The organism is Thioalkalivibrio sp., assembly GCF_041685615.1.
Lineage (GTDB): Bacteria > Pseudomonadota > Gammaproteobacteria > Ectothiorhodospirales > Ectothiorhodospiraceae > Thioalkalivibrio.
The window spans coordinates 26316-52691 of sequence record NZ_JAWLFK010000006.1 but is presented as its reverse complement, the minus strand read 5'-3'; the positions used below and the strand labels follow the sequence as shown (position 1 = coordinate 52691).

General features: G+C 67.1%; 28 protein-coding genes. 8 read left to right on the top strand and 20 right to left on the bottom strand.

The annotated features are described in order from the left end of the window. The 5 genes from ACESLR_RS02290 to hslU form a co-directional block, all read left to right on the top strand. Nucleotides 1–342: diaminopimelate epimerase (locus ACESLR_RS02290; protein WP_373024173.1), on the top strand; the 342-nt coding region annotated here is incomplete at its 5' end. Then, nucleotides 339–1076, top strand: a complete 738-nt coding sequence (locus ACESLR_RS02285) for a DUF484 family protein (RefSeq protein ID WP_373024172.1) — start codon at nt 339–341, stop codon at nt 1074–1076. The genes ACESLR_RS02290 and ACESLR_RS02285, both read left to right, overlap by 4 nt. Then, on the top strand, nt 1048–2013 hold the full coding sequence (gene xerC / locus ACESLR_RS02280; protein ID WP_373024171.1) for a tyrosine recombinase XerC: 966 nt from the start codon (nt 1048–1050) through the stop codon (nt 2011–2013). The genes ACESLR_RS02285 and xerC overlap by 29 nt, the downstream gene beginning before the upstream one ends. 91 nt (nt 2014–2104) lie before the next feature. Beyond that, nucleotides 2105–2647, top strand: coding sequence for an ATP-dependent protease subunit HslV (gene hslV, locus ACESLR_RS02275; RefSeq protein WP_373024170.1), 543 nt, complete (start codon nt 2105–2107; stop codon nt 2645–2647). Nucleotides 2648–2688: 41 nt separating this feature from the next. After that, a complete protein-coding gene (hslU, locus tag ACESLR_RS02270; RefSeq protein ID WP_373024169.1) occupies nt 2689–4023 on the top strand; it encodes an ATP-dependent protease ATPase subunit HslU in 1335 nt (444 codons plus the stop codon). A gap of 52 nt (nt 4024–4075) precedes the next feature. On the opposite strand, the gene ACESLR_RS02265 is transcribed toward hslU, so the two are convergent. Next, nucleotides 4076–4987, bottom strand: a complete 912-nt coding sequence (locus tag ACESLR_RS02265; RefSeq protein WP_373024168.1) for a lysophospholipid acyltransferase family protein — start codon at nt 4985–4987, stop codon at nt 4076–4078. Next, complete coding sequence (locus ACESLR_RS02260) at nt 4962–5774, bottom strand: ATP-binding protein (RefSeq protein ID WP_373024167.1); 813 nt, start codon at nt 5772–5774, stop codon at nt 4962–4964. Before ACESLR_RS02260 ends, ACESLR_RS02265 begins: the two co-directional genes overlap by 26 nt. A gap of 236 nt (nt 5775–6010) precedes the next feature. Here ACESLR_RS02260 and ACESLR_RS02255 point away from each other — a divergent pair, with 236 nt between their 5' ends. The 3 genes from ACESLR_RS02255 (at nt 6011) to dtd (ending at nt 7825) form a co-directional block, all read left to right on the top strand. Continuing rightward, nucleotides 6011–6322 (top strand): hypothetical protein, encoded by a 312-nt coding sequence (locus ACESLR_RS02255; RefSeq protein ID WP_373024166.1) that lies wholly within the window; start codon nt 6011–6013, stop codon nt 6320–6322. Nucleotides 6323–6395: 73 nt separating this feature from the next. After that, a complete protein-coding gene (gene pip, locus ACESLR_RS02250; protein ID WP_373024165.1) occupies nt 6396–7382 on the top strand; it encodes a prolyl aminopeptidase in 987 nt (328 codons plus the stop codon). Further along, the gene (dtd, locus tag ACESLR_RS02245) at nt 7379–7825 is read left to right on the top strand and encodes a D-aminoacyl-tRNA deacylase (RefSeq protein WP_373024164.1); all 447 of its coding nucleotides are present in this window, start codon (nt 7379–7381) and stop codon (nt 7823–7825) included. Before pip ends, dtd begins: the two co-directional genes overlap by 4 nt. A 302-nt stretch (nt 7826–8127) precedes the next feature. Here dtd and ACESLR_RS02240 read toward each other — a convergent pair whose 3' ends face one another. The 18 genes from ACESLR_RS02240 to yidC form a co-directional block, all read right to left on the bottom strand. Beyond that, nucleotides 8128–8424 carry a hypothetical protein gene (locus ACESLR_RS02240; protein ID WP_373024163.1) on the bottom strand — a complete coding sequence of 99 codons (297 nt, stop codon included), beginning with the start codon at nt 8422–8424 and terminating at the stop codon, nt 8128–8130. 105 nt (nt 8425–8529) lie between these two features. Next, on the bottom strand, nt 8530–10380 hold the full coding sequence (gene glmS / locus ACESLR_RS02235) for a glutamine--fructose-6-phosphate transaminase (isomerizing) (RefSeq protein ID WP_373024162.1): 1851 nt from the start codon (nt 10378–10380) through the stop codon (nt 8530–8532). Between the two features lie 3 nt (nt 10381–10383). After that, complete coding sequence (gene glmU, locus ACESLR_RS02230; RefSeq protein WP_373024193.1) at nt 10384–11715, bottom strand: bifunctional UDP-N-acetylglucosamine diphosphorylase/glucosamine-1-phosphate N-acetyltransferase GlmU; 1332 nt, start codon at nt 11713–11715, stop codon at nt 10384–10386. Between the two features lie 127 nt (nt 11716–11842). Then, the gene (locus ACESLR_RS02225; RefSeq protein WP_373024161.1) at nt 11843–12262 is read right to left on the bottom strand and encodes a F0F1 ATP synthase subunit epsilon; all 420 of its coding nucleotides are present in this window, start codon (nt 12260–12262) and stop codon (nt 11843–11845) included. 13 nt (nt 12263–12275) lie between these two features. Then, complete coding sequence (atpD, locus tag ACESLR_RS02220; protein WP_373024160.1) at nt 12276–13652, bottom strand: F0F1 ATP synthase subunit beta; 1377 nt, start codon at nt 13650–13652, stop codon at nt 12276–12278. A 57-nt stretch (nt 13653–13709) separates the two neighbouring features. Then, entirely contained in the window at nt 13710–14570 is an 861-nt protein-coding gene (gene atpG, locus ACESLR_RS02215) for a F0F1 ATP synthase subunit gamma (protein ID WP_373024159.1), read from the bottom strand. A gap of 12 nt (nt 14571–14582) precedes the next feature. After that, nucleotides 14583–16124, bottom strand: a complete 1542-nt coding sequence (gene atpA / locus ACESLR_RS02210) for a F0F1 ATP synthase subunit alpha (protein ID WP_373024158.1) — start codon at nt 16122–16124, stop codon at nt 14583–14585. 13 nt (nt 16125–16137) lie between these two features. Then, nucleotides 16138–16674 (bottom strand): F0F1 ATP synthase subunit delta, encoded by a 537-nt coding sequence (locus ACESLR_RS02205; protein WP_373024157.1) that lies wholly within the window; start codon nt 16672–16674, stop codon nt 16138–16140. 9 nt (nt 16675–16683) lie between these two features. Further along, complete coding sequence (locus tag ACESLR_RS02200) at nt 16684–17154, bottom strand: F0F1 ATP synthase subunit B (RefSeq protein ID WP_373024156.1); 471 nt, start codon at nt 17152–17154, stop codon at nt 16684–16686. A gap of 55 nt (nt 17155–17209) precedes the next feature. Beyond that, the gene (atpE, locus tag ACESLR_RS02195) at nt 17210–17446 is read right to left on the bottom strand and encodes a F0F1 ATP synthase subunit C (protein ID WP_012983953.1); all 237 of its coding nucleotides are present in this window, start codon (nt 17444–17446) and stop codon (nt 17210–17212) included. Between the two features lie 53 nt (nt 17447–17499). Further along, a complete protein-coding gene (gene atpB, locus ACESLR_RS02190) occupies nt 17500–18342 on the bottom strand; it encodes a F0F1 ATP synthase subunit A (protein ID WP_373024192.1) in 843 nt (280 codons plus the stop codon). A gap of 31 nt (nt 18343–18373) precedes the next feature. Next, nucleotides 18374–18760: an ATP synthase subunit I gene (locus ACESLR_RS02185; protein WP_373024155.1), complete on the bottom strand. Its 387-nt coding sequence runs from the start codon at nt 18758–18760 to the stop codon at nt 18374–18376. A 168-nt stretch (nt 18761–18928) separates the two neighbouring features. Then, nucleotides 18929–19771, bottom strand: coding sequence for a ParB/RepB/Spo0J family partition protein (locus ACESLR_RS02180; RefSeq protein WP_373024154.1), 843 nt, complete (start codon nt 19769–19771; stop codon nt 18929–18931). Between the two features lie 44 nt (nt 19772–19815). After that, the gene (locus ACESLR_RS02175) at nt 19816–20571 is read right to left on the bottom strand and encodes a ParA family protein (RefSeq protein WP_373024153.1); all 756 of its coding nucleotides are present in this window, start codon (nt 20569–20571) and stop codon (nt 19816–19818) included. 3 nt (nt 20572–20574) lie between these two features. Further along, nucleotides 20575–21198: a 16S rRNA (guanine(527)-N(7))-methyltransferase RsmG gene (gene rsmG, locus ACESLR_RS02170; protein ID WP_373024152.1), complete on the bottom strand. Its 624-nt coding sequence runs from the start codon at nt 21196–21198 to the stop codon at nt 20575–20577. Further along, entirely contained in the window at nt 21188–23062 is a 1875-nt protein-coding gene (gene mnmG, locus ACESLR_RS02165) for a tRNA uridine-5-carboxymethylaminomethyl(34) synthesis enzyme MnmG (protein WP_373024151.1), read from the bottom strand. Before mnmG ends, rsmG begins: the two co-directional genes overlap by 11 nt. 283 nt (nt 23063–23345) lie before the next feature. Continuing rightward, on the bottom strand, nt 23346–24662 hold the full coding sequence (gene mnmE / locus ACESLR_RS02160) for a tRNA uridine-5-carboxymethylaminomethyl(34) synthesis GTPase MnmE (RefSeq protein ID WP_373024150.1): 1317 nt from the start codon (nt 24660–24662) through the stop codon (nt 23346–23348). A gap of 7 nt (nt 24663–24669) precedes the next feature. Next, the gene (gene yidC / locus ACESLR_RS02155) at nt 24670–26370 is read right to left on the bottom strand and encodes a membrane protein insertase YidC (RefSeq protein ID WP_373024149.1); all 1701 of its coding nucleotides are present in this window, start codon (nt 26368–26370) and stop codon (nt 24670–24672) included. Nucleotides 26371–26376: the final 6 nt, after the last annotated feature.

The following is a 26376-nucleotide window of genomic DNA, read 5'->3' as shown; positions in this document are numbered from 1 at the left end:
CTGGTCGACGACGTCGCCCGCGCGCCGGTCGCCGAGATCGGCCCGATCATCGAGCGCCACGAGACCTTCCCGCGCCGCGTCAACGTCGGCTTCGCCGCGCTGCGCGACCGCCGCCATGTCGACCTGCGGGTCTTCGAACGCGGGGTCGGCGAGACGCTGGCCTGCGGCAGCGGCGCGGCCGCCGCCATGGCCGTCCTGCGCCGCCGCGAGCTGGTCGACGACGATGTCGAGGTGGCCCTGCCGGGCGGGACCCTTGTGCTAAGCTGGAACGGACAGGCCGAGGCACCGGTTTGGCTGACCGGGCCGGCCACCACGGTATTCAACGGCTGGATCGATCTATGACTGGGCAATCCTCCAACGCCTCTGCTGCAGAGACCGCGAAGACCCGTACAACGAAGAACCACCCCAAAGACGCGATCAGGGCGGCCGATGTCGAGGCCTACCTGCGCGAACACCCCGACTTCTTCCAGGACCACCTGCCGCTGCTGGACATCCTGCGCCTGCCGCACCCGACCGGCGGCGCGGTATCGCTTCTTGAGCGCCAGGTCGCCCTGCTGCGCGAGAAGCACCGGGCGATGGAGCAGCACATGGGCGAGCTGGTCGAGCGCGCCCGCGACAACGAGCGCATGGGCCAGCACCTGCACGAACTGGCCAAGACCCTGATGCGCGCCGAGAACCTGGACGCCGTGCTGGCACTGACCCAGGACGCCCTGCGCAACGAACTGGGCGCGGAGCGCGTCAGTATCCGCCTGGCGCACCGCGAGGTCGACGACCTGCATGCCCTGGACACCGCTGAACTGGGCACCTTCGACCCGCTGTTCAGTCGCGGCAAGGCACAATGCGGCCGGGTGCCGGCCGAGATGCTGGACGTGCTGTTCGACGACGCCGAAGAGATCGGCTCGGCCATCCTGATGCCGCTGGGCGACGAATCCGATCGCATCGGCGTGCTCGGCCTGGCCAGCGAGTCCGCGGCCCGCTTCCAGCCCGACATGGGCACCTATTTCGTCACCCATATCGGCGACCTGCTGGCCGAATCGATCCGCTGCCATGTCGAGCGGACCCACGCCGCGGCCTGACGCGGCGCACACCGACGCCCCCGTACAGGATCCGGACATCGCGGCATTCCTGGCCCACTTGCGCGATGTTCGCGGTCATTCGCCGCATACCGTCCAGGCCTACCGGCGCGATCTGGCCCGCCTGCGCGGGCTTCACGAAGGTCCATGGGAAACGCTGAAGGCCGCGGACATGCGCCGGATTGCCGGCCAGCTGGCCCGCCAGGGCCGCCACCCGCGGTCCATCCAGCGCTTCCTGTCCGCCACGCGCGGCTTCTTCGCCTACCAGGTGGAACAGCGGCGCATGCCGGCCAACCCCGCCGCCGGCATGCGCGGGCCGCGCGCCGGGCGCCCCCTGCCGCGCGATCTCGACGTGGACCAGACCCAGCAGGCGCTGACCCCGGTCGAGGGCCTGGACCCGACGCTCGCGGCCCGCGACCAGGCCATGCTGGAGCTGCTGTATTCGTCCGGTTTGCGCCTGTCGGAGCTCACCGGGCTGGATCTGGTCGATCTCGACCTCGAGGCCGGCCTGGTCCGCGTGCTCGGCAAGGGCCGGCGCGAGCGCAGTGTCCCGGTAGGCCGGGTGGCCCGCGAGGCCCTGCGCATCTGGCTGACACGCCGCGGCGACTGGGCCACAGCGGACGAGCGCGCCGTGTTCGTCAGCCGTCGCGGCCAGCGCCTGGGCAACCGCGCGGTGCAGCGCCGGGTCGCCGAGGCCGGTCGCCGTGCCGGCCTGGACGTGCGCCTGCACCCGCACCGCCTGCGCCATGCCTTCGCCAGCCACCTGCTGGAGTCGAGCGGCGATTTGCGGGCCATCCAGGAACTTCTCGGCCACGCAAACCTTGAAACCACCCAGATCTATACCCATCTCGACTATCAGCACCTGGCACAGGTGTATGATGCCGCCCATCCGCGGGCCCGCCGGAGGGACAGATCCGACCGCGATCCACCCGCCGGGTGAACGATCCCGGGTAGCCGCGACCCAACACCGTGCCCCGAGGGAACCCTTGATCCGGGTTTCCCCCAGATACACAGCCGGACAGGAGAGACCCGTGGAACAGTTTCGCGGCACCACCATCGTTTGCGTCCGCAAGGACGGCGCCGTCACCCTCGGGGGCGACGGCCAGGTATCCCTTGGCAACACTGTGATGAAGGGCAATGCGCGCAAGGTGCGCCGCGTCTATCACGACCGCATCCTCGCCGGCTTTGCCGGCGGCACCGCCGATGCCTTCACCCTGTTCGAGCGCTTCGAGGGCATGCTGGAGAAGCACTCCGGCAACCTCACCCGCGCCGCCGTCGAGCTGGCCAAGGACTGGCGCACCGACCGCGCCCTGCGCAAGCTGGAGGCACTGCTGGCCGTATCCGACCGCGAGAACTCCTTCGTGATCTCCGGCAACGGTGACGTGATCGAGCCGGAGAACGCCCTGATCGCGATCGGCTCCGGCGGCCCCTACGCCCAGGCCTCCGCCCAGGCCCTGCTGCACAACACCGACCTGTCGGCCCGCGAAATCGTGGAGAAATCCCTGAACATCGCCGCCGACATCTGTGTGTACACCAATCACAACATCACCCTGGAGAGCCTGGACGCGGAATGATGCGCCCCGGCCCGAATGATTCGACCAAGGCCCCTTTTGCCATGACCGACATGACCCCCCGCGAGATCGTCCAGGAACTGGACCGCTACATCATCGGCCAGGACGAGGCCAAGCGCTCCGTTGCCGTCGCCCTGCGCAACCGCTGGCGCCGCCGCCAGTTGCCGCCGGAGCTGCAGCCGGAGGTCACGCCCAAGAACATCCTGATGATCGGCCCGACCGGCGTGGGCAAGACCGAGATCGCCCGGCGCCTGGCCAAGCTGGCGCACGCACCGTTCATCAAGATCGAGGCAACGAAATTCACCGAGGTCGGCTACGTCGGGCGCGATGTCGAGTCGATCATCCGCGATCTGGCCGAGGCAGCCGTCAAGCAGCTGCGCGACGAGGCCCTTCGGGAAAACCGCGTGAAGGCCGAGGATGCCGCCGAGGAGCGCATTCTGGATGCCCTGCTGCCACGCCCGCGCAACGCCGGGTTCACCGAATCCGAGCCGGACGACTCCAACAGCGAGACCCGCCAGAAGCTGCGCAAGCGCCTGCGGGAAGGCGACATGGACGAGCGCGAGATCGACATCGAGGTCTCGCAGAACCCCCAGGGCGTGGAGATCATGACGCCACCGGGCATGGAGGAGATGGCTGGCCAACTGCAGTCCATGTTCCAGAACCTGGGCGGGCAGAAGACCCGTTCGCGGCGGCTGAAGATCGCCGAGGCGCGCAAGCTGCTGATCGAGGAAGAGGCCGCGCGTCTGATCAACGAGGAAGAGCTGAAGGAGCGGGCCATCCAGCGCGTCGAGCAAAGCGGCATCGTGTTCCTCGACGAGATCGACAAGGTCGCCAGGGGCAGCGAGAAGGGCAGCGGCGGCGAGGTCTCCCGCGAGGGCGTGCAGCGCGACCTGCTGCCGCTGATCGAGGGGACCACCGTATCCACCAAGCTGGGCATGGTGCGCACGGACCACATCCTGTTCATCGCCTCCGGCGCCTTCCACCTGTCCAAGCCCTCGGACCTGGTCCCGGAGTTACAGGGGCGCCTGCCCATCCGCGTGGAGCTGGACGCCCTGTCGGCCGACGCCTTCGTGCGCATCCTGACCGAGCCCACCGCCTCGCTGACCGAGCAGTACACCGAGTTGATGAAGACCGAGGACGTGGAGCTGCGCTTCGAGGAAGACGGCGTTCGCCGCCTGGCCGAGATCGCCTTTGACGTGAACGCGCGCACCGAGAACATCGGCGCCCGCCGCCTGCACACCGTGCTGGAGCGTCTGCTGCAGGATGTCGCCTACCGCGCCCCGGACGTCGACGGCCCGGTGGTCGTGGACCGCGCCTTCGTCGACGAACGCCTGGGCGACCTGGTCGAGGACGAGGACCTGTCCCGCTACATCCTCTGACGCGCCCCGGCCAGCGGGTCAGCCATGCCCGGGGAGCGTACCGCGCGGGAGGTCACTCGGGCGCCCCCCGGCGATAGGGATCGGGCCAGCCCTCGGGCGGCGGGCTGAAGCGCTTGTAGGCCCAGTTGTATTGCTCGGGGCAACGCCGGACCAGGGTCTCCACATGGACGTTGATCGCCGCGGCCGCACGGGAAAAATCGCGATCGGCCACCTCCGGTCCGGCCGCGACCTCGTGATAGCGAAAGCCCCGCCCCCCGGACAGCCGCTCGGCAAACAGGAACACCACGTGATCCGCGCGCCCGCGCAGCAGTCGCGGGAGCAGGGTCATGGTCAGGGCGGGGCGCCCGAAGAACATGGCGTGCTGACCCGATGCGCCCTTGGGGCTCTGGTCCGGCAGGATGCCGATAATCTCGCCGCGGTCGCGGGCCTGCTGCAGGATGCGCAGGCCACTGCGATCGGCCGGGGCCAGCTCGGCGCCGGTGGAGGCACGGGCCTCGCGCACCCAGCGGTCCACCTCCGGGGTCTTGAACGGGCTGTACAGCGTGGCCATCGGCCCGTGGCAAGCGGCATGCATTCCGGCGAATTCCCAGGAACCGAGATGCGGGGCGCACAGGAACAATGCCCGGCCGGCGGAGCGCTCGCGCAGGCGCGCGTACTGCGGCGGCTGGACCGCGAGGGCCTCGAGGATCTCGGGTCTCGACTGCCACAGCCAGGGGGACTCGGTCAGGGTTCGGCCCATCGCCATCAGGGAACGCCGCCCCACCCGCCGCCGCCAGGCCGGGTCCTTTTCCGGAAAGCACAGCGCCAGATTGATGCGGGTGATGCGGGCCGCGCGGGTGGGCAGGTACCACACCAGCACCCCGACCGCGCCGCCCAGGGCGTGGTTTACGCGCAGCGGGAGGCGCGCCAGCAGGCGCAGGCCCGCCCCGATCAGGCGATCACGCAGATGTCGGCGTCGGGCCATGTCCGGACACTGCGGGTTCGGTGGATGCGGCCGCGCTCGGCGGTGGGTCGCGCGGAGGAATGCCACCCTCGGTCATCAGGGGCTTGAGGGTGGTGCGCAGGTTGCGAAACAGTCGCGGGTGCTGCGCCTCCTCCTGCGCCAGCAGCTGTTTCATGTGCTCGCGCTGGGTGGGCATGGCGAAGCAGGCGGGGCAGTTGTCGAGGATCACCGGGAGCCCCGCGGCCTCGGCAAAGTCGCGGGTCTGGCGTTCCCGCACGTAGACCAGCGGGCGGATGACCCGCAGGTCCCCGGCGTCGATCGCGTAGTGGGCCTTCATGGTGCGCAGCTGGCCGCCGTGAAAGGCGCTCATCATGAAGCTCTCCGCGAGATCATCGAGGTGCTGGCCCAGCGCCAGTACGTTGTAGCCGTGTTCGCGCGCGGTGCGGTACATCAGGCCGCGCTTCATGCGCGAGCAGAAGGAACAGAACGAGTCGTTGTCCATGTGCTCGTCCGCAAGCTCGGCGATGGGCTCGGACACGAAGTGATAGGGGATGCCGTAGCTGCCCAGGTAATCCATCAGCCGCTGCGGCTCGAAGCCCTCGATCTCGGGGTTGATGGTGACTGCCCCGACCTCGAAACGGACCGGGGCCCGTCGCGCCAGGTTGTGCAGAAGCCACAGCAGGGTCAGCGAGTCCTTGCCACCGGACAGGCCGACCAGGATGCGGTCACCCTCGCGGACCATGTCGAAGTCGGCGATGGCGCGCCCGGCGAGGCGGCGGATCGAGGCGGGAACGGCGGGTGTCTCCATGGGGCCGCAACATAGGCCGGGCGCCGGCTGCACGCAAGCACCAGCATGGCGGTGCGGGGTGGGGCACGCAAAGGCCTGGTGCGCAGCGCGCCGTCCTGCACCGGGAGCGGGCAGGGCATGCGCCGGAAGGATGCGCAGCCTGCGGAAACGCGGCGGGCGCACGGCCTGCGGCGCGGCGCCGGCCATGGCACTCCGTTTGCATAAGCTGGGGAAAGCGATGTCCGCCGGGAGACCCCATGCACGACCGCAAGAGCCTCAGCCTGGCTGCCGAGCTGCGCCGGAACCTACGGGCCGAATTCCCCACGGTGGCGCGGCTGTCGGTGAGCGATCCGGATTTCATGGAGGCGATCCTGGACTATGCCGGGCGCTCGCAGTCGAGCCTGGTACAGGCCGCGGCCCTGACCCTGCGCAGCCAGCTGGAAGGATCGGGGTATCTGCGGCCGCCGTCACCGGCGAACACCGCAGAGGTGCCTGGCCCGGATGGCGGGCCGGGCCCTGCGCACAACCGGCGCGTCTATCGGGGACGGGTGATCGAGGACCCGGAGTAGCGGAGACGGGCCGCGGGAGGGTTTCGCAGGCGGGGCGTTTTGGCGACACTCAGTGTTTTTCCGGAGAGCCGCCATGGATGCACTGTACCCCGAGATCGAACCCCACGGGATGGGCCGCCTGAAGGTCGGCGACGGCCACGAACTCTACTTCGAGGAATGCGGCAATCCGGAAGGGATTCCGCTCGTATTCCTGCACGGCGGGCCGGGCTCGGGTTGCGAGAGCTGGCATCGCCGATTCTACGACCCCGAGCGCTACCGCATCGTGCTGTTCGACCAGCGCGGATGCGGACGCTCGACCCCGCACGCCAGCCTCGAGGCGAACACGACCTGGCACGGGGTAGCGGACATCGAACGGCTGCGCGAGCAGCTGGGGATCGAGCGCTGGGCGATATTCGGCGGGTCGTGGGGCTCCACCCTGGGGCTGGCCTATGCCCAGAGGTACCCGGAGCGGGTGCTCGGCCTGGTGCTGCGGGGGATCTTCCTGTGCCGCCCGCAGGACATTCAGTGGTTCTATCAGTCCGGCGCCGACCGCCTGTTCCCCGAGGCGTGGGCCGAATACGAGGCCGTCATCCCCGAGGCGGAACGCGAGGACATGGTGGCCGCCTATTACCGACGGCTGACCCACGATGATCGCGCGCTGCGCGAGGCGGCAGCGCGGGCCTGGGCCGGCTGGGAGGGGCGCACTTCATGCCTGGTGCCGAACGACCACGTCATCGCTCATTTCGAGGATCCGGACGTCGCGGTGAGCCTGGCCCGGCTGGAATGTCACTATTTCCTGCACGATACCTTTCTCGAACCGGACCAGCTCCTGCGCGACGCCGGACGGTTGAGCGGGATTCCCGGCACGCTGGTGCACGGTCGCTATGACGTGGTCTGCCCGGTCAACCAGGCAGTCGCCCTTCACCACGCCTGGCCCGAGGCACAACTGGAGATCGTGCCGGATGCCGGCCACTCCGCCGCGGAGCCGGGGATCGTTCGCCGCCTGGTGGCCGCAACCGACCGACTGGCCGCGGCACTCGCGGGGCAGGTCGAGCCCGGTACCGGCAGGGGCCAGGCGTGATCGCATTGATTCAGCGCGTGAGCGAGGGCCAGGTGGCGATCGGAGGGGAGGTCATCGGCGCGATCGGGCCCGGGCTGGTGGCCCTGGTGGCCGTGGAACCGAACGACACCGACGCGAGCGCCGAGCGCATGCTGGACCGGCTGCTGGGCTACCGGGTGTTTGCGGATGCGGAGGGCCGGATGAACCGAAGCCTGGGCGAGACCGGCGGCGGGCTGCTGCTGGTGCCACAGTTCACGCTCGCGGCCGACACGCGCAAGGGGATGCGTCCAAGCTTCTCCGGGTCCGCCAGTCCGGAACACGGGGCCGCGCGGTTCGACGCGCTGCTCCGTCGGGCAGCCGAACGTCACGCGCCGGTTGCCAGCGGGCGCTTTGGCGCCGAAATGCAGGTGAGCCTGACCAACGACGGGCCCGTCACCTTCTGGCTGGAGGCCCGCGGCCAGTAGGCCGCGAGGGGCGAACGGACCCGAAACCAGGTCAAGGGCGAATTAACTACAGAGAACACGGAGGACACAGAGAAGGTCTTTGTTGGAACGCCATGGTGCAGGTGGGGCCGCCCGGCAGAGACCGGGGAACGGAAAGAATGCAGTCGCACGCGGCATTCGCCACAGCCTTGTACCTTTGCTCGTTTCTCCGAGCCCTCCGTACCCTCTGTGGTGGCAAATACGGCTTTCGTGGGCCGCAAACGAAGGGACCCGGCACGAGGCCGGGTCCCTGAACACAACGCTGGGTTTGCTGTGTGCGCGGATCAGGCCGCGCGACGCAGGAACGGGCGCTGGCCGGACTGGACCGCGCGACGGATGAAGTCGGCGCGGCCGGCATCGCGCTGGTTCAGATCGTCGGCGCACTGCGACGGCTCGTAGGCAGCGGCGGAGAGCATCACTTCCAGCTCGCACAGGTCGACCTTGGGCTGGGTCAGTTCGTCCGGGGTGGTGTTCAGCTTGGGACCCACTTCCCAGAACATGCGCGGGTGCCAGAGCTTGGTCTGGATGCGCGGGGACTGGAACAGGGTGACGCAGCGGTTGTTGAGCTCTTGCTGATCCATGAGGTACTCCTGTGACAGGTTATTCAAGCGCGGCCGAATCTATCCGACCCGGGTCGCGAATACAAGCGTTTCCTGATGGAACGGCCGGTTGGAACGCGCGGCTCGCTATTCGACGGTCACCGATTTCGCCAGGTTGCGCGGCTGGTCCACGTCCGTGCCCTTCAGAACGGCCGTGTGGTAGGCCAGCAGCTGCAGGGGGATGGTGAACAGGACCGGCGCCAGCCACGGGCTGAGGGCCTCGTTCTGCGGGAGGCCGATCCAGGTGTCTTCCGGCGCCAGGGCGCGCGCGGCGTTGGATTCGCCGATCACGATCAACTGGCCGCCGCGGGCGCGGACCTCCTGAAGATTGCTGGAGAGTTTCTCCAGCTGGGCATCATCCGGCGCGACGGCGACCACCGGCATCTCGGTGTCCACCAGGGCAAGCGGCCCATGCTTCAGCTCGCCGGACGGATAGGCCTCGGCGTGGATGTACGAGATTTCCTTGAGTTTGAGTGCACCCTCGAGGGCAATCGGGAAGTAGGCACCACGTCCCAGGAACAAGGCGTGCTGCCGCTCCAGGAGACCCTCGGCGATGCGTGCGATGGGCGTGTCGAGGGCGAGGATATGCGCAACCTGCTCAGGCAGGCTGCGCAGGGCGGCAACCGCACCGGCCCGCTCGGCTGCGGGCATGCGGGCGGCGGTAGCCACCTGGCCCAGCAGGAGGACCAGGATCGCCAGTGCCGCCAGCTGGGTCGTGAAGGCCTTGGTGGAGGCCACGCCGATCTCGGGGCCGGCATGCGTCATCATCACCAGATCGGCGGCACGCGCCATGGTGCTCTCGGGTACGTTGCAGATTGCCAGGCGAGCGAGGAATGGCTCCTCCCGGGACTGGCGAAGCACCGCGAGGGTGTCGGCGGTCTCGCCGGACTGGGAGATCACGACCAGCAGGGTGCCCGGTGCGAGGACGTGGCGCCGGTAGCGATACTCGCTGGCCACCTCCACCCGGGCGGGAAGACCGAGATGCTCCTCGATCCAGTGGGCGGCCACCAGGCCGGCGTGATAGCTCGTGCCACAGGCGACGATCTGGACCGCAGCGACATCGGCAAGGCGTTCGTCACTTCCCGGCCCGAGGATATTCTCGAGGATCGCGGATTCGCCCAGGCGACCCGACAGTGTCTCCTCCAGGGCGTGGGGCTGCTCGTAGATCTCCTTGAGCATGAAGTGCCGGTACTCGCCGCGATCCGCGATGGTCACCTGGCAGCGGCTCTCGCGGATGCCGCGGTCAACCGATGCGCCGCGGGCGTCCTCGATCTCGACGCCGTCGCGCGTGAGCCGCGCGATGTCACCATCCTCGAGGTCAACGAAACGCTGGGTTACGGGCAGGAGGGCCTGGACATCCGAGGCCGCGAAGGTCTCGCCGATGCCCAGCCCGAGGAGCACGGGGCTTCCGGATCGGGCCACCACGAGCTCGTCGGGGAAGTCGGCAAAGACCGCGGCGATCGCATAGGCACCATGAAGTTCGGCGCAGGTGATGCGCATTGCTTCGCGCGGCGAAGCCCCCCCCTCCAGGGCCTGTTCCAGGCGATGCGCGATGACCTCGCTGTCGGTTGCGGAGATGCATGGCCAGCCCGCGGCAGCGAGCCGCGACCGCAGGTCCACGTGGTTCTCGATGATCCCGTTGTGCACGATCGCCACGCGGCCGTCGCGCGAACGGTGCGGGTGGGCGTTGTCCTCGGTCGGCGCGCCATGGGTAGCCCAGCGGGTGTGGGCAATACCAACCCGGCCTTGCAGCCGCGCATCCTCGATGCGCTGTTCGAGGGCCGCGACCTTGCCCATGGTCCGAATATCGGCAAGGGCGTGGTCGTTGACCACCGCCACCCCGGCCGAGTCATAGCCGCGGTACTCGAGGCGGTGCAACCCCTCGACCAGGACGGGGATCAGATTCCGTTCGCCTACGCCTGCCACCAGACCGCACATGGGTTACGTCTCCTTGTTGCCGCTCTTCTTCGGACGCGGCCAGTCGCGGATCGTGCGTGGCCGGGCACGCGTCAGGGCCAGTGCCCCGGGCTCGACGTCGTCGGACAGGGTCGAGCCCGCGCCCACGGTGGCGTCATCCCCGATCCGGATGGGTGCCACCAGTGCCGTGTTGGAGCCGATGAACGCGCGTTCGCCAATCTCGGTGCGATGCTTGTGGGCCCCATCATAGTTGCACGTGATGGTTCCCGCGCCGAGATTGGCGCCCGCGCCCACCTGCGCATCGCCCACGTAGGTCAGGTGGTTGGCCTTGGCGCCGGGCCCCAGGGTGGCATTCTTGACCTCCACGAAATTGCCAACGCGCGCACCCGTGCCGACCTCGGTGCCGGGGCGCAGGCGGGCGAACGGCCCGATCCTGGCGTCCGCGTCGACCCGCACCCCCTCGAGAATGCTGTGGGCCGCGATCTGAGTGCCGGACCCGATTTCGCAGTCCCGCAGCACGCAGCCGGGCCCAATGGAGACGTCGTCGGCGAGCGTGACCGTGCCTTCGATCACGACGTTCACATCCAGCGCGCAGTCCTGCCCAAAATTGAGGCTACCGCGGACATCCAGACGGGCGGGATCGGCGAGTGCCAGGCCCGCACGCATCATCTCGGTGGCGAGGGCATCCTGGTACAGGCGCTCCTGCACCGCGAGCTGTTGACGGTCATTGACGCCGAGTACCGCGGCCGCGTCCTCGCTCTCGACAACGGCCACCTCGTGACCGTCCGCGCGGGCCGCCGCCACGATGTCGGTCAGGTACCATTCACGGGCAATGCCGGACGCTGGCTCGCAGGACGCCAGCCAGCCGCGCAGTGCCCCGGCGGGAGCCGCGAGTACGCCCGTGTTGATCAGGTCCACGGCGCGTTGTTCGGCACTGGCCTCCTTGTCCTCCACAATGCACTCGATGCGCCCTGACGCGTCCAGGATCAGGCGACCATAGCCGCTCGGGTCGGCGACCCGGGCCGCCAGTACGGTCACGCCATCGCCGCGCGCGCAGGCCTCGAGGTCGGCGGCCGGAATGCGCGGGACGTCGCCATAGGTCACCACAATGCGCGCGTCATCCGGAACACCTTCGAGGGCGCGGAACACGGCATGGCCCGTCCCGCGCGGCTCGCCCTGATCGATCCAGTCAAGGGCCAGGTGGGAATCCGCGAACGCTGAGCGGATGCGTTCCTGCTCGTGGCTCACCACCACGTGACAGACGTCTGCCTCCAGGGCGGCGACGCGATCCAGTACGTGAGCGAGGAGCGGCCGCCCGGCAAGGGGCTGAAGAACCTTCGGCTTGCGCGAGCGCATGCGCGTGCCCTTGCCGGCTGCCAGGACCACGAGATGGAGGGGGCTACGTTCAGGCATGGCTACAATGATAAAGGGCCAACCGAGATGGTTGGCCCTGAGCGTAAGTCATCCGTCGCATTCTGCCGGATTATTTCCGACGCAGCTTCTGGATCATTTGGAGGCGAGCCGCCGCCTCGGCCAGTTCGGCCTGGGCCTTGGCGTAGTCGAAGTCGGCCTGGGAATTCTTGAGGGCCTCCTCCGCACGTTTCTTCGCCTCGAGCGCTTCCGCCTCGTCGAGATCCTTGGCCCGCACCGCGGTATCCGCCAGGACGGTCACGTGGTACGGCTGGACCTCGAGGATGCCGCCGGAAACGAACACCGGCTGCGGCTCCGCGCCTTCATTCTCCTGGATGCGCAGTTCACCCGGGTTCAGCCGGGCGAGCATCTGCGTATGCCCGGCATATACGCCGACCTCGCCACCTTCGGCGGGCGCCGCAATCATCAGGGCCGTACCGGAGTAGATCGACTCCTCCGCACTGACCACATCCACATGCATATTCATGGGCATAACGCCTTGCTCCTTAGCCGAGCTTCTCGGCCTTCTCGACGGCTTCCTCGATGGTGCCGACCATGTAGAAGGCCTGCTCCGGCAGGTGATCATATTCACCGGCAACAATCGCCTTGAACGCCCGGATGGTGTCCTTCAGGGACACGTACTTGCCGGGCGCCCCGGTGAAGACTTCGGCCACGAAGAACGGTTGCGACAGGTAGCGCTGGATCTTTCGCGCACGGGCCACTACCAGCTTGTCGTCTTCGGAGAGCTCGTCCATCCCGAGGATCGCGATGATGTCCTTCAGCTCCTTGTAGCGCTGCAGGGTGCCCTGAACGGCACGTGCCGTGTCGTAGTGTTCCTGGCCGATGATCTGCGGGTCCAGCTGGCGCGAGGTGGAATCCAGCGGGTCCACGGCCGGGTAGATGCCGAGCTCCGCGATCTGGCGCGACAGCACGACGGTGGCGTCAAGGTGCGCGAAGGTCGTGGCGGGCGAGGGGTCGGTCAGGTCATCCGCCGGCACGTAGACCGCCTGGATCGAAGTGATCGAGCCCTTCTTGGTCGAGGTGATGCGTTCCTGCAGCACACCCATTTCTTCCGCCAGGGTCGGCTGGTAGCCCACCGCGGAGGGCATACGACCGAGCAGCGCGGAGACCTCGGTACCGGCGAGGGTGTAACGGTAGATGTTGTCGATGAACATCAGCACGTCACGGCCTTCGTCGCGGAAGAACTCCGCCATGGTCAGGCCGGTCAGCGCCACGCGCAGGCGGTTGCCCGGCGGCTCGTTCATCTGGCCGTAGACCAGCGCCACCTTGTCGAGAACGTTGGAGTCCTTCATCTCGTGGTAGAAGTCGTTGCCCTCGCGGGTACGCTCGCCGACACCGGCGAACACGGAGTAGCCGGAGTGTTCGATCGCGATGTTGCGGATCAGCTCCATCATGTTCACGGTCTTGCCCACGCCGGCACCACCGAACAGGCCGACCTTGCCGCCCTTCGCGAAGGGGCACAGCAGGTCGATGACCTTGATACCGGTTTCCAGCAGCTCGGTGGAGCCTGCCTGCTCGTCGAAGGTCGGGGCGGCACGGTGGATCGACCAGGTCTCCTGGGCCTCCACGTCACCGGCGTTGTCCACCGGGCGACCGAGGACGTCCATCACCCGGCCCAGGGTGCCCTTGCCGACCGGCACGGAGATCGGCTTGCCCGTCGCGGTGACCGCGGTCTGACGCTTCACGCCTTCGGTGGTACCCATGGCGATGGTACGCACGATGCCGTCGCCCAGCTGCTGCTGGACCTCCAGGGTCAGCCCGTTTTCCAGGGTCAGGGCGTCGTAGATCTTGGGCACTTCGCCGTGGGGGAATTCCACGTCCACGACGGCGCCGATGATTTCGACAATCTTTCCAGAACTCATTTGTTCATCCTCGTAAGTCGTAATTCGTGCCGAGTCGACCGATTCGTGCGGCGGCTGCTAGACCGCGGCCGCGCCACTGACGATCTCGGAGATCTCCTGGGTGATCGAGGCCTGGCGCGCCTTGTTGTAGACGAGCTGCAGGTCGGTGATCATCGTGCCGGCGTTGTCGGAGGCCGACTTCATGGCCACCATGCGCGCGGCCATTTCGCAGGCCACGTTCTCGACCACCGCCTGGTAGATCAGGGACTCGACATAGCGCTCGAGCAGCGTATCCATCACCGGATGCGTGTCGGGCTCATAGATGTAATCCCAGTGGTGCTTGAGCGATTCGTCCCGGCTCGGCGCCGTCGGCAGGAGCTGCGTGGCTTGCGGCTGCTGGGTCATGGTGTTGACGAACGTGTTCTCCAGCAGGACCACGCGATCGATCGTGCCGTCGCGGAAGTTGTCCAGCACCACCTTGACCGATCCGATCAGGTCGTTGATGTGCGGACGATCCCCGAGATCCTTGGCTTCGGCCACGATGTTTCCGCCCAGGCGCTTGAAGAACTGGAGCGCCTTGTTGCCGATGACGCACAGATCGACCTCGACGCCCTCGTCGCGATAGCGACGCATCTCGCCCACGGCCTTCTTGAACAGGTTGGTGTTCAACCCGCCGCAGAGTCCGCGATCGGTCGACACGATGATCAGCGCCACGCGCTTCACCTCGCGTTCCACCATGAACGGATGCCGGTATTCCGCATTCGCCATGGCGACGTGACCGATCACGTCGTGGATCTTCTGTGCGTAGGGCCGGGACTCTTCCATGCGGTCCTGGGCCTTGCGCATCTTGGACGCGGCGACCATTTCCATCGCCTTGGTGATCTTCTGAGTATTCTGGATACTCTTGATCTGCGTCCGGATCTCCTTAGTGCCCGCCATTGCGTGCTCCCGTTACCAGCTGTGCTTGGCCTTGAACTCTTCCAGGGCCTTCTTCAGCTTGTCCTGGATGGAGTCGTTGTAATCGCCAGTGCTGTTGATTTCGTCCAGGAGCTCCTTCTGCGAGGAACGCGCGTAGGCGATCAGTTCCTTCTCGAAGCTCACGACCTTTTCCGCCTCGACATCATCGAGGTAACCCTCGTTGGCGGCGTACAGGGAGAACGCCATCTCGCCGATGGACATCGGCTGGTACTGGCCCTGCTTCATCAGCTCGGTCACGCGCTTCCCGCGGTCCAGCTGCTTGCGGGTGAGGTCGTCGAGGTCCGAGGCAAACTGCGAGAACGCCGCCAGCTCGCGATACTGCGCGAGCGCCAGGCGCACACCACCACCCAGCTTCTTGATGATCTTGGTCTGGGCCGAGCCACCGACGCGCGAGACCGACAGCCCGGCGTTGATTGCCGGCCGGATACCCGAGTTGAACAGGTCCGTCTCGAGGAAGATCTGACCGTCGGTAATCGAGATCACGTTGGTCGGAACGAACGCGGACACGTCCCCGGCCTGGGTTTCGATGATCGGCAGCGCCGTCAGAGAACCGGTCTTCCCCTTCACTTCGCCGTTGGTCTTTTCTTCGACGTACTCGGCGTTCACGCGCGAGGCTCGTTCCAGCAGGCGCGAATGGAGGTAAAAGACGTCGCCCGGGTAGGCTTCGCGGCCCGGCGGACGACGCAGCAGCAGGGAGACCTGACGGTAGGCCCAGGCCTGCTTGGTGAGATCATCATAGACGATCAGGGCATCTTCGCCACGGTCGCGGAAGTACTCGCCCATGGCGCAACCGGCGTACGGGGCAATGAACTGCATCGCGGCCGACTCGGAGGCGTTGGCGGCCACGATGATGGTGTTGTCCATCGCACCGGCCTCTTCCAGCTTGGCCACCACGGAGGCGACCGAAGAGGCCTTCTGACCCACGGCGACATACACGCACTTAACGCCGGAATCCTTCTGGTTGATGATCGCGTCGATCGCCACCGCGGTCTTGCCGGTCTGACGGTCGCCGATGATGAGCTCGCGCTGGCCGCGCCCGACCGGGACCATGGCGTCGATCGCCTTGATGCCGGACTGCAGCGGCTGGTCGACGGACTGTCGTTCGATCACGCCCGGCGCGATCTTTTCGATCGGACTGGTGACATCGGTGTTCACCGGACCCTTGCCGTCGATCGGTCGGCCCAGGGAGTCGACCACACGGCCGAGGAGTGCCTCGCCCACCGGCACCTCGAGGATACGGCCGGTGCACTTGACCGTCTGGCCTTCCGTAATGTGCTTGTAGTCACCCAGGATCACGACGCCGACCGAGTCACGCTCGAGGTTGAGCGCCATGCCGTAGGTGTCGCCCGGGAACTCGAGCATCTCGCCCTGCATGACGTCAGCCAGTCCGTGCACGCGAGCAATCCCGTCGGTCACGCTGACCACGGTACCCTCGTTGGAGGCCTCGGAAGAGGCATCGAATTTCTCGATGCGCTGTTTGATCAGATCACTGATCTCGGAGGGATTCAGTTGCATGATAGATATCCTCTTAGCGACTCAAATTGGCAGCCAGGCGGTTCAGCTGGCCTCGCACGGAGCCGTCGATTACCAGGTCGCCGGCGCGGATGATGGCGCCCCCCAACAGGGAGCTGTCGACTGAGCATTCGAGATCCACTTCGCAGCCAAGGCCCTTGGCCAGGGCGTCGTGGATCTCTTTCTCCTGCGCCTGCGTGAGCTTGCGATAGGCGGTGACATCGGCGTGCACGCGCTGTTCCGCGGCGGCCTTCATCTCCTCGAAGGCGGCGCGAACGGCCGGCAGGGCGGGCAGCCGGCCATTCTCGGCCAGCAGACGAATCAGGTTCCCCGCCTCGGCACCGACCTTGTCACCGGCCACATCCAGGACGAGCTGGGCGCGGTCGGGACGCGGGAGCCGCGGATTGGAGAGGAGACTGTGCATCTGCGAGTCGCTGGCAATGGCAGCCAGCAACTCGAGCTGCTCGGCCCAGCCGGCGAGATCGTTGGCCTCGCGGGCCCGCTCAAATGCCGCGCGGGCGTAGGGTCGGGCGACCGAAATCAGGTCTGACATAACGTCTCCTTAGAGCTTGGCCGCGAGCTTCTTCAGCAGATCGCCGTGCGCCTTGGCGTCAATCTCCTTGGCCAGGATCTGCTGGGCACCGGCAACCGCGAGCTCGGAGACCTGCTTGCGCAGCTCTTCCTTGGCGCGGTTGATCTCCTGCTCGATTTCGGACTGCGCCGCTTCCTTGATGCGTTCGCCTTCCTCGCGGGCCGTGGTCTTGCTTTCCTCGACCAGCTCGTTGGCTCGCTTCTGCGCGGAGGCCACGATCTCGTTGGCCTGCTGCTTGGCGTCCTTGAGGACCTCGGCCGCACGCTCCTGGGCGAGCTCCTGCTCTTTCTCGCCTCGCTCCGCGGCGGCGAGACCGTCGGCAATCTTCTTGCGACGCTCTTCCAGTGCGGCGGACAGGGGCGGCCAGACGTAGCGCATCGTGAACCACACGAAGACGCTGAACGCGAGCAGCTGGCCAATGATGGTCAGATTGATATTCATCCTGCTACCTCAGGTTGGACGAGTGTGAGGGGACCTCGGGACTCGCTCAGCCTTCTTAGCCCAGGGCGAACAGGACGTACAGGCCGATACCCACGCCGATCATCGGCACCGCGTCGGTCAGACCCATGACGATGAAAAACTGGGTGCGCAGCATCGGGATCAGTTCCGGCTGTCGCGCGGCGCCTTCCAGGAAGCGACCACCCAGGGTGCCCACGCCGATCGCGGCGCCGACAGCGGCCAGACCCAGGAGCAGAGAGCCAGCCAGAACGATCAGAGCGTTTGCCATTTCCATTTTTGTATCTCCAGTCGAGTGTTGAAACAGTCAGGTGAGTAGGGAAAGCGGAATCAGTGGTCTTCGCTGTACGCCATGTCGAGATAGACGACGGTCAGCACCATGAAGATGAACGCCTGCAGCGGTACCACGAGGATGTGGAAGATCGCCCAGCCCACGTGCAGTACGCCACCGGCCAGGCCCATGATCAGGCCTGCGGAATACATCACGCCGATCAGGATGAAGATCATCTCGGCCGCGTAGAGGTTGCCGAACAGTCGCAGCGCGAGCGAGGCCGGCTTGGCCAGCAGGTTGATGAACTCCAGCACGAAGTTGATCGCCCAGAACAGGGGCTTGAGGAACACGATGTTGGTCTGGAACGGGATGCCCGTGAGTTCCTTGATAAAGCCTGCCGGGCCCTTGATCTTCAGCGAGTAATAGATGATCAGGATGAACACGCCCAGGGCGAGACCGGCCGTGACATTGATGTCAGTTGTCGGCACGATCTTGAAATATGGGACACCCAGCAGATAGGCGATATGCGGGATCAGGTCGACCGGCACGAGGTCCATCAGGTTGAGCAGGAAGATCCACACGAAGATGGTCAGGGCGAGCGGCGCAACCATGTCGTTCTTGTGCTTGAAGGAGCCACGGACGTTGTCGTTGACAAAGTCCATGATCATTTCGACAAAATTCTGCCAGCCGCCCGGCACGCCGGCGGTGACCTTCTTGGCCGCGGCGCGGAACGTCAGGACGAACACCAGGCCGAGAGCGATGGACCACAGCATGGAATCGACGTGGATCGCCCAGAAGCCCATTTCGGCGGCCTGGGTACTGTTCGTGGCGAAACTCAGTCCGTTTTCCGGGTGGAGCCCGAAGGTGAGGTTCGTGAGATGGTGAGCAATGTACTCTTCCATCGTGGGCAGTCCGCTTTCTGAAGCCATGCAGTTATCTCGTCATTGCTTGATCAGAAACCCGGTGCAGCCACCAAAGGGGGGCCAGATGCACCAGGAGGAAGATGCCGAACAGGGCCAGCAGGTCCGGCTCGTCCAGGTAAGCGAACGTCACCCCGAATACCACCGCGATGATTGCCAGTCGTCCCAGCTGGGCGCCCATCATGCGGGCGGTCAGCGAGCCCACCTGATCGGAACGGTAGGGCCGAAACACGACAACCGCGGCCACGGCGTTGCCGAGGGTCGCGGCGATGCCGCCGATCGCGGCCGAGATCGCCACGATCGGCGGGAACAGGGCCAGAAGCAGGCCCGACAGTATCAGCGTTAAGGCGAGCTGCAGACCCAGCGATTGTAAGGCGTGTCTGAAGCGGCGCGGTGTCATTCAGCGGATGGGCACACCCACCCCTCTCCCAAAAAGTGCGCGTAGTATAAGAGCACCCTTCTATTAGGTCAAACCGTTATGGGCCCGGAGCGGGGCCTGTGGCGAGGGTTGCAGGCGGCCAGGGAATCGGTTCCGGACGGGGGGAATCCGGGCCCGCGCTACCGGGCACTATTGGATGTGCGCAAGGATTCCGTCGAGCTCGTCCAGGCTATTGTATTCGATGACCAGGCGGCCCTTGCCCTGGCGGTTGTAGCGAACCTGAACCGGGGCGCCCAGCTGGTCGGACAGGCGGCTCTCCAGTTGGCGCACCTCGGGCGAGGGGCCGGCGTCCTTCTGGGGCGCCGGGGTGGCGGCCAGGACCTTCTTCACCAGCTGCTCGGTCGCACGCACCGACAGGCCCCGCTTGATAACGGTCGCGGCCACGCCGGGCTGATCGTCCAGGGGAACCGCGAGAAGGCAACGGGCATGGCCCATTTCCAGGCGGCCCTCGTTGACGTGTTCCTTGACCGTGTCGTGGAGCTCCAGCAGACGCAGCAGGTTGGTCACGGCCGTGCGCGACCGGCCCACGGCGTCGGCCGCGGCCTGGTGGGTCATTTCGAATTCGCCGATCAGGCGACGGATGGCCTGCGCCTCTTCCAGCGGGTTCAGGTCCTCGCGCTGGATGTTCTCGATCAGGGCCATTGCGGCGGCGGCCTGGTCGGGGATGTCGCGGACCACCGCCGGGACGGTCTCGAGACCCGCGATCTGCGCGGCTCGCCAGCGGCGCTCGCCGGCGATCAGCTCGTAGCCTTCGTCTAGGCGCCGCACGACCACCGGCTGCACGATGCCCTGGGCACGGATCGAGTCCGCCAGTTCCGCCAGGGCGGCCTCGGCCATGTGCACGCGGGGCTGGTACTTGCCCCGCCGGATCTGCTCGATCGGGAGCTGGTCGAGGGTGTCGGCTTCGTCGCCTCCGGCCTGGGCCCCGGAAAGGAGGGCATCGAGGCCGCGGCCCAATCCACGTTTCGCCATGGTCGATCGTTCCTGCAGGCAGTCGGTAAGGGGGCAGACGGCGATCAGCGCCGCAGCATCTCGCCGGCCAGGGCCAAGTAGGCCACCGCGCCGCGCGAGGAGGCATCATACAACAAGGCGGGCTGACCAAAACTGGGGGCCTCGGCCAGGCGGATGTTGCGCGGGATCACCGTACGGAAGACGCGGTCGCCGAAGTGGCCGGTGAGCTGCTCGGAGACATCCCCCGACAGGCGATTGCGCGGATCGAACATGGTGCGCAGCAGGCCCGAGATGCGCAGCTTGGGGTTGGGCCCGCGCTGGATGCTCTCGATGGTGCGAATCAGGGCGGTCAGCCCCTCCAGGGCGTAGTACTCGCACTGCATCGGGATCACGACACCGTCGGCGGCCACCAGGCCGTTGACCGTCAGGAGATTCAGCGACGGCGGGCAGTCGACGAGGATGTGATCGTAGTTCGCGGCAGCCTCGGCCAGGGCATCCTGCAGCCGGTACTCGCGGCGCTCCGCGTCCATCAGGCGGACCTCGGCGACGGTCAAATCGCCATTGGCCGGCACCAGGTCGTAGCCGGCCTCCACCCGATGGGCGGCCTCGGCGACGGTGGCCTGGCCGAGCAGGACCTCGCAGGAGGTCGGATCGTCGGCATGCTTGTCCACGCCGGAGCCGGTGGTGGCGTTGCCCTGGGGGTCCATGTCCACCACCAGCACGCGCTTGCCCAGGCGGGTCAGGGACGCGGCCAGATTGACGCAGGTGGTGGTCTTGCCGACCCCGCCTTTCTGATTGGTGATGGCCAGTGTGTCGGTCACGGCTCAGGCTCTCTCGATGATGGCGACGTGGCGGTCGGCCACCTCGCCGGGAATGGTAACCGGGTCCACCCGGCGGTACGACCAGGGTGCCGGCAAGGGATCGTCCACGACCTGGCGCTGCCCCAACATGGCCAATACCCGCCCTTCCGGGGCGACCGTGTGGGCCACGCGCGCGAGCATCTCGGCCGGGGCCTTGAAGGCGCGTGACAGCACCGTGGTGTACAGCGCCTCGGGCTGGAAATCCTCGATCCGCCCATGTATGGCCTCGGCATTCGCGAGCCCCGTCAGGCCGATCACGTTGCGCAGGAAGCGGATGCGCTTGGCCGCACTGTCCAGCAGGCAGAAGGTACGCTCGCGCTCCGTGGCAGCCAGGATGAACCCGGGCAGCCCGGCCCCCGTGCCAACGTCGAGCACGCGTTCGCCATGAAGATACGGCCGCAGGGTCAGGCTGTCGAGTACGTGCCGCGGAATCAACTGCGCCGGATCACGCACCGCGGTGAGATTGTGGACCCGGTTCCAGCGCAGGAGCTCCGCCAGGTAGGTGGCCAGCACCTCCCGGGCACGGGCATCGAGGTGCCAGACATCGGCCAGGGGCTCCAGCCGAGCCGCCCAGTCCTCACTCGCCACTGGCGCGCTGCTTCAAATGCACGGCCAGGGCCGACAGGGCGGCCGGGGTCACGCCGGGAATGCGCTGGGCCTGGGCCAGGGTGTGCGGGCGGAACTCGGCCAGCTTCTGGCGGATTTCGCTGGAAAGGCCGTGGACCCGGTCGTAGTCGAGGCCATCCGGAAGCGCGGTCTGTTCGGCCTTCGCCTGGCGCTCGATCTCGGCCTGCTGACGATCGATGTAGCCGGCGTACTTGGCCTGGATCTCCACCTGTTCGCGCACGTCGGGCGTGCAGTCGCTCGTCAGTTCCGGCAATGCGGCCATCAGGCCCGCGTAGTCGGCCTGGGGACGGCGCAGCAGGTCGAGCAGCGTGGCCTCGGGATCGGGCGCCCCGCCCAGGAGCTCGGTCAGGGCCGGGCGGCGGCGCTGGTCGCGGTCGGGGCGCAGCCCGGCCAGGCGCTCGCGTTCGGTGTCGATGGCGGCGGCGCGGCGCTCGAAGCGCGCCCACCGGGCGTCGTCGACCAGGCCGAACTCGCGACCCACCGGGGTCAGGCGCAGATCGGCGTTGTCCTCGCGCAGCAGCAGGCGGTACTCGGCGCGCGAGGTGAACATGCGGTAGGGCTCCTGGGTGCCGCGCGTCACCAGGTCGTCGATCAGCACCCCGATATAGGCCTCGGAGCGTTGCGGGACCCACGGCGCGGCGTCCTGCACCCGCCGCGCGGCGTTGAGCCCGGCGACCAGGCCCTGGGCGGCAGCCTCCTCGTAGCCGGTGGTGCCGTTGATCTGGCCGGCGAAAAACAGGTTGCCGACCTCGCGCGTGGCCAGGCTCGGGCGCAGCCCGCGCGGGTCGAAGTAGTCGTATTCGATCGCGTAGCCGGGGCGCGTGATCCGCGCGTGCTCGAAGCCGGCGATGCTCTGCACCAGCGGGACCTGGATCGCGTAAGGCAGGGAGGTCGAGATCCCGTTGGGGTAGAGCTCGTGGGTGGTGAGGCCTTCCGGCTCGACAAAGACCTGGTGACTGGTCTTGTCGGCAAAGCGCACCACCTTGTCCTCGATCGATGGGCAGTAGCGCGGGCCGGTGCTGTCGATCTGGCCGGAATACATCGGCGCCTGGTCGAGGTTCGCCCGGATCAGGTCGTGGGTCTTCTCGCTGGTGCGCGCGATATGGCAGGGGCGCTGCGCCGGGTGATCGTCAATGGAGCCGGTGAACGAGAACACCGGGCGCGGATCGTCGCCCGGCTGTGGCTCGAGCCGGGTGAAGTCCACGCTGCGGCCATCGATGCGCGGTGGTGTGCCGGTCTTGAGCCGCCCAACAGCAAAGGCCATCTCGCGCAGGCGCGCCGCCAGACGAGTGCTCGGGGGATCACCCGCGCGCCCCCCCGGTTGCTGGGTAAGCCCGGTGTGCATCTGGCCATTAAGAAAGGTCCCGACGGTCAACACCACGGCGTTGGCGCTGAACCTTATCCCGGCCTCGGTGACCACCCCGGTCACGCGATCACCGTCCTGGATGATGTCAGCCACTGGCTGCTGGAGGACCTCCAGATTGGGTTCCGACTCGACGAACTGGCGGATCGCGTGACGGTAGAGCTGCCGGTCGGACTGGGCTCGGGTCGCGCGCACCGCCGGGCCCTTGCGCCGGTTAAGGATGCGGAAATGGATGCCGGCGGCGTCCGCCGCGCACGCCATGACACCGCCCAGCGCGTCGATCTCCTTGACCAGGTGGCCCTTGCCGATCCCGCCGATGGCGGGGTTGCAGCTCATCTGGCCGATGGTCTCGATATTGTGGGTGAGCAGGAGCGTGTGTGCACCCGCGCGCGCCGCGGCCAGCGCGGCCTCGGTGCCGGCATGCCCGCCGCCAATCACGATGACATCGAATGCGTTCGCCATGGTCCTGCTGTCCCAACCGTTGCATCGGCCTGTGGTGGTGTTGCGCTCCCCTGACAACCGGGGCACGAAAAGCGGAATTCTAGCAGGGAGTTACGTGGGCGCGAAGCGGCCCCGGTGAGAGTCGGTGTTCCGGGTGCATGGTTTGCCTGGGCAGCGCGCGGCGCCCTGTCGGCCGCGGAATCGTTGGCGACGCCGCACCCGGCTTGAGCGCTTGCTTCGCTTCGCTCGCAATGACTGGGGGCGGAGCCGAAGGGAGGGCCCGATCGCGCAGGGGGCTGCGCCCCTACTTGCCGATACAGAAACCGGCAAAGATCTCGCCGAGCAATGCCTCGTGATCCTGGTGCCCGAGGAGTTCGTCCAGGGCGTGCTCGGCCAGGCGCAGCTCCTCGGCGATCAGGTCCGGGGGCGCCTCCGGGCGAATCGCGGCAAGATGTGTGGCGGCAGTGCGCAGGCCGTCGAGGTGGCGCGCGCGCACACTGAAACGTTGCGGGCCGCCCTCTCCTGCACCCAGGCGATCAACGATCGTCTGTTTGAGCACATCAATGCCGGCACCGGTATGGGCGGAGATCGCGATCGTGTCCGACGGGAACGACCGTTCGTCGACGCAGTCTCGCTTGTTCCACACAGTCAGGCGCGGGATGTCGTCCGGAAATTCGAAGGCCGGGACCGTCTCGGGCCGAGTGAGATCGCGCAGTTCCAGGATCAGGTCAGCGCCGGTGGCCGCCTCGCGCGCGCGCTGCATGCCGATCTTCTCCACCGAGTCTTCGCTGGCATGCAGGCCCGCAGTGTCGATCAGTTCCACCGGGATCCCCTGAATGGCGATCGGTGAGCGCAGCACGTCACGAGTGGTCCCCGGGCGGTCGGTGACGATCGCAATCTCGCTCTCCGCCAGGCGGTTCATCAGGCTGGACTTGCCGACATTCGGGGCGCCGACCAGCGCCAGCCGCAACCCCTGGGCAAAGTAGCGAGCCGGGCGCAGGCGTTCCAGCAGGTCGCGCACGCTCGCATGGAGGGCGTCGGCGCGGCGGGCAATAGCCGGGGCGGCCTCGGATTCCAGGTCGGTCTCGCCAAAGTCGATCTCCGCCTCGATGATCACGCGCAGGTCGCGGATGGCGCGGGAGACGGGTTCCAGCTCGGCGGCCAGGGCCCCGTCGAGGCTGGACCGAGCGAGCCGCGCGGCCTGGGCGGTCTGGGCATGGATCAGGTCGGCGACGGCCTCCGCCTGGGCGAGGTCGAGGCGGCCATTGAGGAAGGCCTGTTCGGTGAATTCGCCGGGCCGGGCGCGGCGCGCGCCCAGATCGACCGCGGCGGCGACGATTGCCTCCAGCAGTACCGGGCTGCCGTGGCCCTGCAACTCCACCACGTCCTCGCCGGTGTAGGAATGCGGGGCCGGGAAACAGAGGATCAGGCCATCGTCGAGGGCCTCGCCACGGGCGGGATCGACGAACCGGCCGTAGTGGGCGTGGCGCGGACGCAGCCCCGTACGTCCCGTCAGGCGCTGGGCGATCGTCTGCGCCTCGGGGCCCGACAGGCGGACGACGCCGATGCCGCCGACTCCCGGCGGGGTGGCGACCGCAACGATGGTATCCGCCACGGTCACGGCGCGGTCAGCTCTTCTGCTTGTCCGGGTCCGCGCCGTCCTCGATCTTGCGCGTGATGTACCACTGCTGGGCGATGGAGAACAGGTTGTTGGTGAACCAGTACAGCACCAGACCCGCCGGGAAGAAGGCGAAGAACACGGTGAACACGAACGGCAGTGCCATGAAGATCTTCTGCTGCACCGGGTCCATCGGCGGCGGGTTCAGCTTGTATTGCACGAACATCGACACGCCCATCAGGATCGGCAGGATGAAGTAGGGATCGCGCGAGGACAGATCCTGGATCCATAGCCACCAGGGTGCCTGACGCAGCTCCACGCTCTCCAGCAGCACCCAGTACAGGGCAATGAACACCGGGATCTGGACGACGATCGGGAGACAGCCCCCCAGCGGGTTGATCTTCTCCTTCTTGTACAGGTCCATCAGCGCCTGATTCATGCGCTGTTTGTCGTCCTTGTAGCGTTCCTTCAGGGCCTGCAGCTTGGGCGCGACCTTGCGCATGCGCGCCATCGAGCGGTAGCTGGTCGCGGATAGCTTGAAGAACGCGAGCTTGATGAAGATGGTCAGGATGACGATCGACCAGCCCCAGTTGCCCACGACGGCGTGAATCTTGTCCAGCAGCCAGAACAGAGGCTTGGACAGGAAGGTGAAAATGCCGTAGTCGGCCGTGAGCTCCAGCCCTTGGGCGATATCGGAGAGCTCGGCCTGGAGCTTGGGGCCGACCCACAAGCGGGTCGAGAATTCGCCGCTGGAACCGGCGGGGATCTGGACAGACTCGGAGTGGAGACCAATCAGGTACTCGTCGCCCAGATCGCTCGGGACGGCGCGGGCATACAGCGCGTTGACCTCGTCCTCGCCCGGGATCCACGCGGAGACAAAGTAGTGCTGGATCATCGCGATCCAGCCCCCCTCGATGCGGGCCTGGATGGGATCGTCGCGGAACGACTCGAAGCTTTCCCGCTCGTAGCTGCCATCGAAATAGGCCGCGCCGGTGAAGGTGTACAGCCACCAGGACTCGCGGTCCGGGGTCGGACCGTGGCGAAGCTGGCGATACTGGCGGCCGCTCCAGGTGGATTCCGACCGGTTGTTGACCGTGTAGTCGATGTCGATCAGATGCGAACCGCGCGTGAACGTGTAGGTCTTGGTGACCTCGATCTCGCCGTCTTCGGAGGTCCAGCGCAGCGGGACCTCGAGCGTTTCCTCCCCGTCGGCGAGCTCGAAGCGGGTCTGATCAGCCTGGAAGTTGGCGTGATGCGAAGGGGCACGGGCCTCCATCGACTGGTCCTCCACGCGGTCATGGGTCAGACCGCTCTGGGCGACATAGCCGCGTACGCGGTGGTCGAACAGTCGAACGGGCACCAGCGGATCGTCCTGCAGGTCCTGCGGGTACTGCAGCAGGTCCGCCCGCAGCAGCGTGCCGCCACGGGTGTCGATCAGGATCTCGTGGGTGTCGGTGCGCACTGTGATCTGCTGACGGTCCGGCTCCTGCAGGGTGCTGACCTGAGGCGCGTCATCCGTCCCGGTATCGCCCTCCGAGTCGAACTGCGGCGCGTCCGGCACATCCTCCGGCCGGGAATCCGGATCTTCGGCCGCCTGTTCGGCGCTGCGGTCCGGTTGGGTCGGGGTGCCGTAATCCTGATTCCAGGCCTGCCACATCAGGAACAGGACGAAGGCCAGGGTGAGCCACAGAAGGGGGCGAAGGTTATCCATGAGCGC

Coding starts and splice junctions, on each gene's coding strand:
- ACESLR_RS02285 (WP_373024172.1), top strand. CDS start 339: ATGACTGGGCAATCCTCCAACGCCTCTGCTGCAGAGACCGCGAAGACC.
- xerC (WP_373024171.1), top strand. CDS start 1,048: ATGTCGAGCGGACCCACGCCGCGGCCTGACGCGGCGCACACCGACGCC.
- hslU (WP_373024169.1), top strand. CDS start 2,689: ATGACCGACATGACCCCCCGCGAGATCGTCCAGGAACTGGACCGCTAC.
- ACESLR_RS02265 (WP_373024168.1), bottom strand. CDS start 4,987: ATGGCCCGACGCCGACATCTGCGTGATCGCCTGATCGGGGCGGGCCTG.
- ACESLR_RS02260 (WP_373024167.1), bottom strand. CDS start 5,774: ATGGAGACACCCGCCGTTCCCGCCTCGATCCGCCGCCTCGCCGGGCGC.
- ACESLR_RS02255 (WP_373024166.1), top strand. CDS start 6,011: ATGCACGACCGCAAGAGCCTCAGCCTGGCTGCCGAGCTGCGCCGGAAC.
- pip (WP_373024165.1), top strand. CDS start 6,396: ATGGATGCACTGTACCCCGAGATCGAACCCCACGGGATGGGCCGCCTG.
- ACESLR_RS02240 (WP_373024163.1), bottom strand. CDS start 8,424: ATGGATCAGCAAGAGCTCAACAACCGCTGCGTCACCCTGTTCCAGTCC.
- glmS (WP_373024162.1), bottom strand. CDS start 10,380: ATGTGCGGTCTGGTGGCAGGCGTAGGCGAACGGAATCTGATCCCCGTC.
- glmU (WP_373024193.1), bottom strand. CDS start 11,715: ATGCGCTCGCGCAAGCCGAAGGTTCTTCAGCCCCTTGCCGGGCGGCCG.
- ACESLR_RS02225 (WP_373024161.1), bottom strand. CDS start 12,262: ATGCCCATGAATATGCATGTGGATGTGGTCAGTGCGGAGGAGTCGATC.
- atpD (WP_373024160.1), bottom strand. CDS start 13,652: ATGAGTTCTGGAAAGATTGTCGAAATCATCGGCGCCGTCGTGGACGTG.
- atpG (WP_373024159.1), bottom strand. CDS start 14,570: ATGGCGGGCACTAAGGAGATCCGGACGCAGATCAAGAGTATCCAGAAT.
- atpA (WP_373024158.1), bottom strand. CDS start 16,124: ATGCAACTGAATCCCTCCGAGATCAGTGATCTGATCAAACAGCGCATC.
- ACESLR_RS02205 (WP_373024157.1), bottom strand. CDS start 16,674: ATGTCAGACCTGATTTCGGTCGCCCGACCCTACGCCCGCGCGGCATTT.
- ACESLR_RS02200 (WP_373024156.1), bottom strand. CDS start 17,154: ATGAATATCAATCTGACCATCATTGGCCAGCTGCTCGCGTTCAGCGTC.
- atpE (WP_012983953.1), bottom strand. CDS start 17,446: ATGGAAATGGCAAACGCTCTGATCGTTCTGGCTGGCTCTCTGCTCCTG.
- atpB (WP_373024192.1), bottom strand. CDS start 18,342: ATGGAAGAGTACATTGCTCACCATCTCACGAACCTCACCTTCGGGCTC.
- ACESLR_RS02185 (WP_373024155.1), bottom strand. CDS start 18,760: ATGACACCGCGCCGCTTCAGACACGCCTTACAATCGCTGGGTCTGCAG.
- ACESLR_RS02180 (WP_373024154.1), bottom strand. CDS start 19,771: ATGGCGAAACGTGGATTGGGCCGCGGCCTCGATGCCCTCCTTTCCGGG.
- mnmG (WP_373024151.1), bottom strand. CDS start 23,062: ATGGCGAACGCATTCGATGTCATCGTGATTGGCGGCGGGCATGCCGGC.
- yidC (WP_373024149.1), bottom strand. CDS start 26,370: ATGGATAACCTTCGCCCCCTTCTGTGGCTCACCCTGGCCTTCGTCCTG.